Origin of the sequence: Pseudomonas koreensis (assembly GCF_036668835.1) — a bacterium.
Taxonomy (GTDB): domain Bacteria; phylum Pseudomonadota; class Gammaproteobacteria; order Pseudomonadales; family Pseudomonadaceae; genus Aquipseudomonas; species Aquipseudomonas koreensis_I.
In genome coordinates this window covers 275,545-286,156 of the sequence record NZ_JAZEVW010000007.1, presented here as the reverse complement: position 1 = coordinate 286,156, position 10,612 = coordinate 275,545, and the positions used below count along the sequence as shown (strand labels likewise).

The following is a 10,612-nucleotide window of genomic DNA, read 5'->3' as shown; positions in this document are numbered from 1 at the left end:
CGATGAACTGAAGCCGCTTGCTGTCGAAACCTACTTAACTCATTGAATCTCAAGGAGTTTTCCGTTTCGACTGCGCCGGAAGTGGGGCGAATTATAGACACCTCAGATCTGCCGTCAACCGTTAATTATGCTTTTCTATCGGAACTGGCGAAAATACCTTCTATATATAGACGTAGCCAAAAGCAATGCGCAGTATATTGCTCAATTCTAAAAACAAGCCTTTTACGCTCTCACCTATTGGACGATGCCGCGCAATGAATAACCAACCAAGATCACTTGCCTCCATGCTGTTCCCGGTTGGCCTGCTGTTAATCGCCATGGCATCGATCCAGTCCGGAGCCTCTCTGGCGAAAAGCATGTTCCCCGTGGTTGGCGCCCAGGGCACCACCACGCTGCGCCTTATGTTTGCCAGTGTGATCATGTTGCTCATACTGCGCCCCTGGCGGGCCAAGCTGACGGCCAGATCGCTGCGCACCGTGATCGTTTACGGGATGGCGCTGGGCGGCATGAACTTCCTCTTCTATATGTCACTGCGCACGGTCCCACTGGGCATCGCCGTTGCCCTCGAATTCACCGGCCCACTCGCCGTAGCTATCTATGCATCCCGCCGGGCAATCGACTTTCTGTGGATCGCCCTCGCTGCGGTTGGTTTGTTCCTGTTGATCCCCTCCGGAGCCACCAGCGCCGGTATCGACCTGGTGGGCGCCGGCTATGCACTGGGCGCAGGTGTCTGCTGGGCGCTGTACATCCTGTTCGGACAAAAGGCCGGCGCCGATAATGGCGTCACGACAGCTGCACTTGGAGTGATGATCGCCGCGCTGTTCGTAGCACCGATCGGGATCGTGCATGCAGGCGCAGCTCTGTTGACCCCCTCGTTGATCCCGATTGCCATCGGTGTGGCGATTCTGTCTACCGCCCTGCCCTACACGCTGGAGATGGTCGCACTTACGCGCATGCCGGCGCGTACGTTTGGCACATTGATGAGCATCGAGCCGGCCTTCGGCGCGCTGTCCGGCCTGTTGTTTCTGCAGGAATTCCTCACGCTGTCACAATGGATGGCCATTCTGTGCATTATTCTGGCTTCCGTCGGCGCCACCATGACCATGGGCAGCGCTGCGAAACCGGCAATCGCGGCCGATTGAATGCGCAAGTGACGAAGGTCTGGCAATTGCGGCGCATTTAGGCCATGTTTAGCCCGGTAACCCAATGCCAGACATGGATTTTTTTCACACAGGGACGGACAACGCTCAACGCGTGGCGAACACAGGCAGACCCGAGCGACAGACTCGTGGCCGCTATAAGGACGGTAATGAAACGAATTTTGCTACTGATCGCCATCCTGGCAGTTGCGGGTTGTGCGGCGACTTCGGAAACACAGGTCAAACGCGGGAAAAAAGGGCTGCATATCAACTGTTCGGGGCTGTCGTCCTCCTGGGACAAGTGCTACGCCAGCGCCGCCAATGCCTGTTTGCCGAAAGGCTACAAGGTGATCGCCAAATCCGGTGACGCCGTCGAAGAGCCCGGCGACTATCCCTTTGGTCTCAACCCTGCCGGCTACACCAGCCGCAGCATGATCGTCATCTGCAAATAGCTCAGCGTGGTTCGGCCATCTGACGGCCGATCTCGTCATGACTGGACTTCAGCACCGCTTGCTGAATGTCCGGCGTGACCAGCATGCGCGCCACCACCAGCGCGCCGACGCATTGCGACAGAACCGACCACGCCAGGCTGTCGCTTTCCAATATCTGAGCCCAGCGCTCATGCAACCGGCAAATCCACAACTGCGCTTGTTCGCGCACTTGTACATCCGAGCGGGCAATTTCCGCGCCCAACGCCGGCAACGCGCAGCCAACTTCAGGCTGCTCGACGTGAGACACACTCAGATAGTGTTTGAGGCAGCGCTGCAACCGCTCGCGATCCTGTTCACCCTTCCCGCCCAAGCGCTCAAGGCTTTGACTCAGCTCGCGTTCGACAATCGCAGTAAACAACTGATCTTTCGATGAGAAGTGGCTGTAGAACGCCGCCCCACTCAAGCCGATCGCTTTCATCAACGCATCGACGCCGACCGTGGAAAACCCGGAGCGTTTTGCCGACAGTGCGCTGCTCTGCAATAACTTCTCTCGTGTTTCAAGCTTGTGACTGGCGGAATAGCGCATGGGATTACCCTCGAATCGACGACCTTGACGTTGCCCGAATCCTAGCATAACGTTCGTTCACTTAACGATCGTTTAATAAAGGGATTCACCCATGAATAACAAGAAGGTCGTATTGGTGGTTGGCGCCGGAGACTCAACGGGCGGAGCGATTGCCAAGCGTTTTGCCCGCGAGGGATTCGTCGCTTGCGTTACCCGGCGCAGCGCCGACAAGTTGCAACCGCTGGTAGACGCAATCAACGCTGAAGGCGGTGAAGCCCACGGTTTTGCCTGCGATGCGCGCAAGGAAGAGGATGTCATTGCACTGATTGAAGACATCGAAACCCGCCTCGGTCCGATCGAAGCCTTTATCTTTAATATCGGCGCCAACGTGCCCTGCAGCATCCTCGAAGAAACCGCACGCAAGTATTTCAAAATCTGGGAAATGGCCTGCTTCTCAGGCTTTCTCAATGCCCGCGAAGTGGCCAAACGCATGGTCACCCGTCAGCGCGGCACGATCCTGTTCACCGGTGCAACCGCCGGGCTGCGTGGCGCTGCAGGATTCGCTGCGTTCGCAGGTGCCAAACACGGTATTCGCGCACTTGCGCAAAGCATGGCACGGGAGTTGGGGCCGATGAACATCCACGTCGCCCATATTGTGGTCGACGGTGCTATCGATACCGACTTCATCCGCACCAGTTTCCCCGAGAAATACGCGACGAAAGATCAGGACGGCATACTCAACCCCGAGCACATTGCCGAGAACTATTGGTATCTGCACAGCCAACCGAGGGACGCCTGGACCTTTGAACTTGATCTGCGCCCGTGGAATGAACGCTGGTAAGCCCTCGCTATAACTACTCGCCATAAAAACAAGCAGAGAGACGCGATGATGACGAAAACCGTGGAGTTCTATTTCGACCTCGGCAGCCCTGCCACCTATCTGGCCTATACCCAATTGCCGAAGATCTGCGCCGAAACCGGCAGTCAGTTGCGCTACATTCCGATGCTGCTTGGTGGCGTGTTCAAGGCGACCGGCAATGCATCACCGGCGATGATTCCGGCGAAGGGTCGTTACATGTTTCAGGATCTGGACCGCTATGCGAAACGCTACGCAGTGCCGCTGAAATTCAATCCGCACTTTCCGATCAATACGCTGATGCTGATGCGCGCAGTGACGGGCATTCAGCTTCATCAGCCTGAACGTTTTCAGGCTTTTATCGACTGTCTGTTCAAAGCGGTTTGGGTTGAAGGACGCAGCTTGAATGAACCAGAAACCGTAGCGGCCGTATTGATTGAACACGGTTTCGACCCGCAGACAGTGATGGCGTTGGTTAACGACGAAACAGTCAAAGCAGCCCTCAAGGAAAATACCGAAACCGCCGTTAAACGCGGTGTTTTCGGCGCACCGAGCATGTTTGTCGACAACCAGTTGTTCTTCGGACAGGATCGATTGGATTTTGTCGAAGCGGCATTGCGCCAGCTCTAAAGCATAGCAAACACCCGGGCGCTGGCGGCAGCGCCCGAGTGACAGTCGCTTAAATGGCCGCGGTCCGCGTGTTCAGCCATTCCAGCGCAGCGCCTTCCAGCAATGGGCTTAAGCGTTCACGCACCTCGGCGTGGTAGCCGTTGAACCACTGTTTCTCGTCTTGTGTAAGCAGAGCAGGCAACAAGCAACGCGTGTCGATCGGGCACAGCGTCAGGGTTTCAAACTCAAGAAATTCACCGAACTCGCTGCTGCCCGCCTCGCGGTTCATCGCCAGGTTCTCGATTCGCACACCCCAACGACCCGGACGATAAGTGCCCGGCTCGATCGAAGTGATCATTCCCGGCTGCATGGCCGTTTGCGGCGCAGGCGCGGCCTGGTAGGCAATCACTTGCGGACCTTCGTGGACATTAAGGAAATAGCCAACGCCATGCCCGGTGCCGTGTCCGTAATCGACGTTATCCGCCCAGATCGGCGCACGGGCGATGGCGTCCAGCAGCGGCGAGAGAATCCCTTTTGGGAAGCGTGCCCGCGACAGGGCAATGACGCCTTTCAACACCCGCGTGCAATCGCGTTTCTGCTCTTCGGTCGGCGTACCGACTGGCACCATCCGCGTGATATCGGTGGTGCCGCCCAAATATTGGCCGCCGGAGTCGATCAGCAGCAAGCCGTCGCCTTCGATCAGCGCATGCTCTTCTTCTGTGGCATGGTAATGCGGCATGGCACCGTTGGCGTTGAACGCGGCAATGGTGTTGAAACTCAGCGAGACGTAATCCGGACGTCGCTCACGTGCGGCAGTGAGCTTCTCGTCGATGGTCAATTCGGTAATGCGTTCGCGTCCCCAGGCCGATTCCAGCCACGCGAAAAACTCGCACAGCGCCGCACCGTCCTGCTCCATTGCCCGCCGAATATGTTGCGCATCCGCTTCGCTTTTTTGCGATTTGGCGAGCGTGGTCGGGTTCAAGCCTTCGACCAGTTTCACTTCGCTGTCGAGGTTGTCCAGCAGGCCCGTGGTAACTCGCGCCGGATCAACCAGCAGGCTCGCGCCCTTCGGTACGTCACGCAAAGCGTGCGCAACGTCGCTGTAGTCGCGCAGCGTCACGCCATCCTGTTCCAGCACTGCGCGCAAATTCGCGTCGACTTTGCTCAGCGCGACGAACAGCGTCGCTTGCTGTTGACTGATCAACGCAAACGAGACAAACACCGGGTTGAACGACACGTCACCGCCGCGCAGGTTGAACAGCCAGGCGATGTCGTCGAGGGTGGCGATGAAATGCCAGTCAGCCCCGCGCTCCTGCAAGGTTTCGCGCAGTCTGGCGAGTTTTTCGCCGCGGCTGACCGTCGCCTGCGGTGGCAGATGCGGATATATCGGGGCATTCGGCAGGCTCGGGCGGTCGCTCCAGACGTCCTGCAGCAGGTCGATGTCGGTGCGCAGGCGCGCCCCGCGTGCTTCGAGCTTGCTGCTCAAGGTACGCGCCGATGCCACGGCCATTACCGCGCCGTCAACCGCGACCACACCACCTTCCGGCGTCTGCTCGGCCAGCCAGTCCAGCGGGCTCGGCTGCCCCGGTTGCAGCTTGACCAGTTCGATGCCGCTGCCCTTGAGTTCCTTGGTCGCCTGTTCCCAGTAGCGGCTGTCGGCCCAGACCCCGGCAAAATCGGCGGTGACGATCAGCGTGCCGACCGAACCATGGAAACCCGACAACCATTGCCGACCCTGCCAGTAGCCCGGCAGGTATTCCGACAAATGCGGGTCGGCGGACGGCACCAACAACGCATGGATACCTTCGCGGCGCATCAGTTCACGGGTCTGCGCCAAGCGCTGGGGCACCAATCCTTCGGTCGAGGTCTGGGTACTCATCATGTCTCCTGCTAATCACTTCATCGTTATTGTTCGTAGCCGTTTATCCGGCTCGTTTAAAGTCCTGTCGCCCAGAATGCCGGGGCACTGGCGCAAGCGCTCTTGATCAGTTCAACGGCCTTGTCGACATCCTCGGCGGTGGTAAAACGGCCAAGGCTCAAGCGGATGGTGCGGCCGGCCAGATGCGCGTCATGCCCCAACGCCAGCAGCACGTGCGACGGCGCGTTACTTGCCGAATTACACGCCGACGTTGCGGAAAAAGCGATCGACTGGCTCAACGCCGCACTGTTGAATTCACCTTCGCTGAAGGTCACGCTCAAGGTATGGGGGATGCGCTGGGTGGCACAGCCGTTCAGGCGCACGCCCGGCAGGCTCGACAGTTGTTCGAGCAGGCGTTGGCGCAGCGCGACAATGGTTGCTTTCTCTGCGTCAAAGGCTTCGGCAGCCAAGGCAAACGCGGCGCCCATGCCGGCAATCTGGTGGGTGGCCAACGTTCCGGAACGCAATCCACCTTCGTGACCGCCGCCGTGAATCTGCGCCTGCAAACGCTGCTGCGCCCGCAGGCCGACGTACAACGCGCCGATGCCTTTGGGGCCGTAGAGTTTGTGCGCGGAAAACGACATCAGATCGACCGGCCATTGCCGCAGATCGATGGCAATTTTGCCGGCACCCTGCGCGGCATCCACATGAAACAAAGCGCCGCGGGCCCGCACGACTTCGCCAATCGCTTGAACATCATTGACGGTGCCCAACTCATTGTTGACCAGCATCAGCGACACCAGAAAAGTGTCGTCGCGCAGCGCCTCGCTGACCGCTTGCGCGGTGATCAAACCATTGGCGTCGGGGACCAGATACGTCACGGCGACGCCGCTGTCCTGCAACTGGCGGGCGGTATCGAGGATGGCTTTGTGTTCGATCTGGCTGGTGATGATGTGGCCACCGGGCACACCGCGTGCCTGCGCCACGCCCTTGAGGGCCAGGTTGTTGGATTCGGTGGCGCCGGAGGTCCAGACGATCTGCTCGGCATCGGCGCCGACCAGTCCGGCGACTTGCCGGCGCGCCTGCTCGACCGTGTGCCGGGCCTGCTGGCCGAAGGCATGGGAGCTGGAGGCCGGATTACCGAAATTGCCGTGAAAACCCAGACACTCGATCATCACCTGGATGACCCGCTCGTCCACCGGGGTGGTGGCGGCGTAATCGAAATACAACGGACGTGTGTTCATAAAAGACTCGCAGAGCGTGTTCCGGGATCAGGAGGCTCGTGTCTGCAAACGGCACAGCGCAGCCTTGTGAGCTGCGCGTCGGTTCGAGAGCGTCATCAATACCTGATCGGATGCCGTTAAAGAAGGACAACTTCATTTAAAAGTGCGTAGGAACGCTCCTGAAGCCGAGCTTAACAGGCATCCGGCCTGCGGTTGAAGCAATGCGTCAGCTAAAGCTTTCGAGAAGTAACGGGTACAGGGAAATCACCAGCAGCGCGGCCATGCCCCAGTTGAACACACGTAACCAACGCGGTTCCTTCAGTACATTGCGCAGCAACGTGCCGCAGGCGGCCCAGACACCGACGCTGGGCAAGTTGATGATGGCGAACACCGCAGCGATCACCACGACGTTGGTGAAATAGCCCTGCATCGGCGTGTAGGTGCTGATCGCGCCGATGGCCATGATCCAGGCTTTCGGGTTGACCCACTGAAACGCCGCGGCACCGAGATAGCTGATCGGCCTGGCCTCGCCTTCGACACTGTCGCCGACCGGCCCCGAGTGGGCGATTTTCCACGCCAGATACAACAGATACGCCGCGCCGACATAGCGCAGGATCGTGTAAAGGATCGGATAGTTCTGGAACACCGCACCCAGACCAAAGCCCACCGCCACCACCAGAACGAAAAAGCCGCAGGTAATACCGAGCATGTGCGGAATGGTGCGGTTGAAGCCGAAATTCACCCCCGATGCCAACAACATGGTGTTGTTCGGCCCCGGCGTTATCGAGGTGACAAGGGCAAACAGGGCAAAGCCCAACAACAGATCAAGCGAGAGGGTCATAGCGGGCAGTCCATCAAGGTCATTCAGATGTTGACCCTATCCCACTGCGCCCGCCCGGCCCACGGACAGTTGCGGAAAACTTGCAGCAGTACAGTTGTATTTCAGCTTGGGCGACCGTGCAGCTGTACGGCACGTTCGGCGCTCATCTCGCCTTGCTGGTCGAAACCGTAGGATTTCTGCGGCTGACCCAACAGTGCGGCTTTCTTAGCGTGGTATTCGTCGAAGGACAGGCCGCTGCGATTCAGCGCTTCCAGCGCCAGTTCGCGGGATTCTTCGGCGGTGTAAGGGCGTAATTCCGGTGCGACATGGCCGGCACATCCGGCGAGTACGGAAACAGCGAGCAGCAGCGAAACAGTCAGTAAACGATTCATGGGAGCGTCCTGGCGAGCAGTGTTGGTCGATGTAGAAAGGCTACGCCGCGGCACGCTCGCGCAGAAATCAACGCTCTCAATAGTGGCTATCAGTAATTCGCCACGGGCAGTGATGAATCGCCGAATCAGCCTAACCGAGCAACCGGCAATGCAGCGCGTCGTCGCGGCTGCGGGCGATGCTGCTAAGCACCTGGAACGAATTGAAGGTGATGGTTTTGGCCCGGTGGCGACGAATCAGTTGCCAGAAATCCTGCTCACCGGTCTCGAAACTGCGAAACGCCGCCTCGCCCGCCTCGCGGGTCTGCCATTGCAGAAACCCCAGCACGCGTCGGCCATCGTCGCTGGCTTGCACGCTGGCGCTGACGAACCCGGCATAACGCTGGGCCAGGCGCTCGGTTTGCAGCGCCAGCTCCGCCACCAGGGCTGGCTGCTGCACCGGTTCGATTTCAAATTCGATCAACTGCGTGAAGCTGCGGTTTTGCGTGGATGCTTGCATGGTGTCCCCACTTATCGTCAGGCGAATCTTGCGACTCGAAGGCCAGCAGGGTAAAACCTCCAGTTAAGTCAAGGTCAAGAGCTGTTTTCGATGATCAGCAAAGAACAGGTGCGTAAACCGTTGACCGTTGGTGAAGTGGCGGCGCGCAGCGGCGTCTCGGTCACGGCGCTGCATTTTTATGAAACCAAAGGCTTGATCAAGAGCCAGCGCAACGCGGGCAATCAGCGCCGCTATGGGCGTGAGGTGCTGCGCCGGGTGGCGCTGATCAAAGTGGCGCAGCGCCTGGGCATTCCATTGGCGCAGATTGGCGACGCGCTGCAAATGCTCCCGGACGATCGCGCGCCCACGGCAGCCGACTGGAAGATCCTCTCCGAGCGCTGGCGCAAGGAGCTCGATGAGCGTATCGAACAGTTGCTGTTACTGCGCGACCGCCTCGACGGCTGCATCGGTTGCGGCTGTTTGTCGATGGAGGCCTGCCCGCTGCGCAATCACGGCGATGTACTTGGTGAACAGGGGCCCGGGCCACATTTCCCCAACGATTGACGGCTCGTCGGGCCAACCTCTGCACCGCTCCGAGCGTTCTATAGTGATTTCTCCACCCATCCGGTGAGAGCAATTTCGTAGAACAAAATCAGGGAGAACGTCATGAGCGTCAAACCCATTCCCGAGGGGTATCACAGCATTACCCCCTATCTCGGCATTCACAAAGCCGCCGAGGCCATCGATTTCTATAAAAAAGCCTTCGGCGCCACCGAGGTCATGCGCCTGGCCATGCCCGACGGCTCCATCGGGCACGCCGAGCTGCGCATCGGTGACAGCGCAATCATGCTCGGTTCGCCGTGTGATCAGGGGCCTTTGAGCAATCCCGATCATGCGGTTTCGGTCGGTTTGCATCTGTATGTGGCCGATGTTGATCGATCGTTTCAACAGGCGCTGGATGCCGGGGCGACCATGGTGTCAGAGGTCAAGGATCAGTTCTACGGCGATCGCAGCGGGACGTTGAAGGATCCGTACGGGCATCTGTGGTTTCTGGCTACGCACAAGGAGGATTTGACTGAAGAGCAGATCAGGCAGCGGGCGATGGAGATGTTTCAACAGAGTTGAGCGCTTTGGCGTCTGCCCCGGCCTCTTCGCGAGCAGGCGCGCTCCCACAATGGAAATGCATTTCAACCGTGGGAGCGAGCCTGCTCGCGAAGGGGCTAGCAAAAGCACTGCAAAACTCCCTGAACACAGTTCATGAACCTGCCCACCACGCTTTAGCCCTTGCCACACACTCCGGACGATTTCAGGATGCATCCAACAAGAACCCTGAAAGAAGGACCAACCCGATGTTCGCCGGATTCCGCAAAGACCAGCGTCACGTCAACGGCGTCGACATCGCCTGCCGCATCGGTGGCAGCGGCCCAGGATTATTGCTGCTGCACGGGCACCCGCAGACCCACGTAATCTGGCACAAGATCGCCGAACCGTTGGCCGAGCATTTCACCGTGGTCGCCGCCGACCTGCGCGGTTACGGCGACAGCAGCCGTCCGCCGGCGGATGACGTGCACAGCAATTATTCAAAACGTGAAATGGCCCGCGACAATGTCGAGTTGATGCAGTCGCTGGGGTTTGCGCAGTTCTCGATCCTCGCTCACGACCGCGGCGCAAGGGTCGCTCATCGTCTGGCGCTCGACCACGCTGAAGCCGTGCAACGCATGATGCTGCTGGACATCGCGCCGACCCTGTCGATGTATGCGCAGACCAACGAAGCCTTCGCCCGCGCGTACTGGCACTGGTTCTTCCTGATCCGCCCGGCGCCGCTGCCGGAAACTCTGATCGAAGCCGATCCTGAAGGCTATCTGCGCAGTGTCATGGGCAGTCGCAGCGCCGGGTTCAAGCCGTTCACCGATGAGGCGTTTGGCGAATACCTGCGTTGCCTGCGACAACCGGGCAGTGCACGCGGCCTCTGCGAGGATTACCGCGCCAGCGCCAGCATCGATCTGGAGCATGACCGCGCCGACATCGCCGCCGGGCATCGGTTGAATTTGCCGTTGCGCGTGCTGTGGGGTGCGGAAGGCACCGTCGGGAATTGCTTCGATCCGCTCAAAGAATGGCAAGAGGTAGCCGCCAATGTCAGCGGCAAAGCCTTGCCCGCTGGCCATTACATCGCCGAAGAAGTCCCCGAATTGCTGCTGGCCGATGCGCTGGCGTTTCTGCGCTGAGCCGCGCCTGCACAGCGCG

Annotated in this window: 13 protein-coding genes; 7 read left to right on the top strand and 6 right to left on the bottom strand. The window is 59.3% G+C overall.

Annotation, left to right across the window (positions count from 1 at the left end):
• Positions 1-254: 254 nt before the first annotated feature.
• Both rhtA and V6F91_RS20760 read left to right on the top strand, forming a co-directional pair.
• A complete protein-coding gene (gene rhtA / locus V6F91_RS20765) occupies positions 255-1,142 on the top strand; it encodes a threonine/homoserine exporter RhtA (protein WP_332767695.1) in 888 nt (295 codons plus the stop codon).
• Positions 1,143-1,309: 167 nt separating this feature from the next.
• Positions 1,310-1,591 (top strand): hypothetical protein, encoded by a 282-nt coding sequence (locus tag V6F91_RS20760; protein ID WP_332767693.1) that lies wholly within the window; start codon positions 1,310-1,312, stop codon positions 1,589-1,591.
• Between the two features lies 1 nt (position 1,592).
• On the opposite strand, the gene V6F91_RS20755 is transcribed toward V6F91_RS20760, so the two are convergent.
• A complete protein-coding gene (locus V6F91_RS20755; protein WP_332767691.1) occupies positions 1,593-2,156 on the bottom strand; it encodes a TetR/AcrR family transcriptional regulator in 564 nt (187 codons plus the stop codon).
• 91 nt (positions 2,157-2,247) lie between these two features.
• On the opposite strand from V6F91_RS20755, the gene V6F91_RS20750 reads away from it, so the two are divergent.
• Together V6F91_RS20750 and V6F91_RS20745 are read left to right on the top strand one after the other, a co-directional pair.
• On the top strand, positions 2,248-2,976 hold the full coding sequence (locus V6F91_RS20750; protein WP_332767689.1) for an SDR family oxidoreductase: 729 nt from the start codon (positions 2,248-2,250) through the stop codon (positions 2,974-2,976).
• Positions 2,977-3,024: 48 nt separating this feature from the next.
• Positions 3,025-3,621 carry a 2-hydroxychromene-2-carboxylate isomerase gene (locus V6F91_RS20745; RefSeq protein WP_332767712.1) on the top strand — a complete coding sequence of 199 codons (597 nt, stop codon included), beginning with the start codon at positions 3,025-3,027 and terminating at the stop codon, positions 3,619-3,621.
• A gap of 49 nt (positions 3,622-3,670) precedes the next feature.
• Here V6F91_RS20745 and V6F91_RS20740 read toward each other — a convergent pair whose 3' ends face one another.
• The 5 genes from V6F91_RS20740 to V6F91_RS20720 form a co-directional block, all read right to left on the bottom strand.
• Positions 3,671-5,479, bottom strand: a complete 1,809-nt coding sequence (locus V6F91_RS20740; RefSeq protein ID WP_332767687.1) for an aminopeptidase P family protein — start codon at positions 5,477-5,479, stop codon at positions 3,671-3,673.
• Positions 5,480-5,535: 56 nt separating this feature from the next.
• A complete protein-coding gene (locus tag V6F91_RS20735; RefSeq protein ID WP_332767685.1) occupies positions 5,536-6,702 on the bottom strand; it encodes an aminotransferase class V-fold PLP-dependent enzyme in 1,167 nt (388 codons plus the stop codon).
• A 205-nt stretch (positions 6,703-6,907) separates the two neighbouring features.
• Entirely contained in the window at positions 6,908-7,522 is a 615-nt protein-coding gene (locus V6F91_RS20730; protein WP_208940372.1) for a LysE family translocator, read from the bottom strand.
• Positions 7,523-7,623: 101 nt separating this feature from the next.
• On the bottom strand, positions 7,624-7,893 hold the full coding sequence (locus V6F91_RS20725; RefSeq protein WP_090284800.1) for a hypothetical protein: 270 nt from the start codon (positions 7,891-7,893) through the stop codon (positions 7,624-7,626).
• Positions 7,894-8,023: 130 nt separating this feature from the next.
• Positions 8,024-8,389: an antibiotic biosynthesis monooxygenase gene (locus V6F91_RS20720; protein WP_332767681.1), complete on the bottom strand. Its 366-nt coding sequence runs from the start codon at positions 8,387-8,389 to the stop codon at positions 8,024-8,026.
• 90 nt (positions 8,390-8,479) lie between these two features.
• On the opposite strand from V6F91_RS20720, the gene soxR reads away from it, so the two are divergent.
• The 3 genes from soxR to V6F91_RS20705 all read left to right on the top strand — a co-directional run bounded on the left by soxR (position 8,480) and on the right by V6F91_RS20705 (position 10,593).
• On the top strand, positions 8,480-8,932 hold the full coding sequence (soxR, locus tag V6F91_RS20715) for a redox-sensitive transcriptional activator SoxR (RefSeq protein ID WP_332767679.1): 453 nt from the start codon (positions 8,480-8,482) through the stop codon (positions 8,930-8,932).
• A 102-nt stretch (positions 8,933-9,034) separates the two neighbouring features.
• The gene (locus V6F91_RS20710; protein ID WP_332767677.1) at positions 9,035-9,493 is read left to right on the top strand and encodes a VOC family protein; all 459 of its coding nucleotides are present in this window, start codon (positions 9,035-9,037) and stop codon (positions 9,491-9,493) included.
• Between the two features lie 224 nt (positions 9,494-9,717).
• The gene (locus V6F91_RS20705; RefSeq protein WP_332767675.1) at positions 9,718-10,593 is read left to right on the top strand and encodes an alpha/beta hydrolase; all 876 of its coding nucleotides are present in this window, start codon (positions 9,718-9,720) and stop codon (positions 10,591-10,593) included.
• Positions 10,594-10,612 lie beyond the last annotated feature (19 nt).

Bases quoted from the DNA above. Each gene is read 5' to 3' on its own strand.
- rhtA (WP_332767695.1), top strand. From the start codon at position 255: ATGAATAACCAACCAAGATCACTTGCCTCCATGCTGTTCCCGGTTGGC.
- V6F91_RS20760 (WP_332767693.1), top strand. From the start codon at position 1,310: ATGAAACGAATTTTGCTACTGATCGCCATCCTGGCAGTTGCGGGTTGT.
- V6F91_RS20755 (WP_332767691.1), bottom strand. From the start codon at position 2,156: ATGCGCTATTCCGCCAGTCACAAGCTTGAAACACGAGAGAAGTTATTG.
- V6F91_RS20750 (WP_332767689.1), top strand. From the start codon at position 2,248: ATGAATAACAAGAAGGTCGTATTGGTGGTTGGCGCCGGAGACTCAACG.
- V6F91_RS20745 (WP_332767712.1), top strand. From the start codon at position 3,025: ATGACGAAAACCGTGGAGTTCTATTTCGACCTCGGCAGCCCTGCCACC.
- V6F91_RS20740 (WP_332767687.1), bottom strand. From the start codon at position 5,479: ATGAGTACCCAGACCTCGACCGAAGGATTGGTGCCCCAGCGCTTGGCG.
- V6F91_RS20735 (WP_332767685.1), bottom strand. From the start codon at position 6,702: ATGAACACACGTCCGTTGTATTTCGATTACGCCGCCACCACCCCGGTG.
- V6F91_RS20730 (WP_208940372.1), bottom strand. From the start codon at position 7,522: ATGACCCTCTCGCTTGATCTGTTGTTGGGCTTTGCCCTGTTTGCCCTT.
- V6F91_RS20725 (WP_090284800.1), bottom strand. From the start codon at position 7,893: ATGAATCGTTTACTGACTGTTTCGCTGCTGCTCGCTGTTTCCGTACTC.
- V6F91_RS20720 (WP_332767681.1), bottom strand. From the start codon at position 8,389: ATGCAAGCATCCACGCAAAACCGCAGCTTCACGCAGTTGATCGAATTT.
- soxR (WP_332767679.1), top strand. From the start codon at position 8,480: ATGATCAGCAAAGAACAGGTGCGTAAACCGTTGACCGTTGGTGAAGTG.
- V6F91_RS20710 (WP_332767677.1), top strand. From the start codon at position 9,035: ATGAGCGTCAAACCCATTCCCGAGGGGTATCACAGCATTACCCCCTAT.
- V6F91_RS20705 (WP_332767675.1), top strand. From the start codon at position 9,718: ATGTTCGCCGGATTCCGCAAAGACCAGCGTCACGTCAACGGCGTCGAC.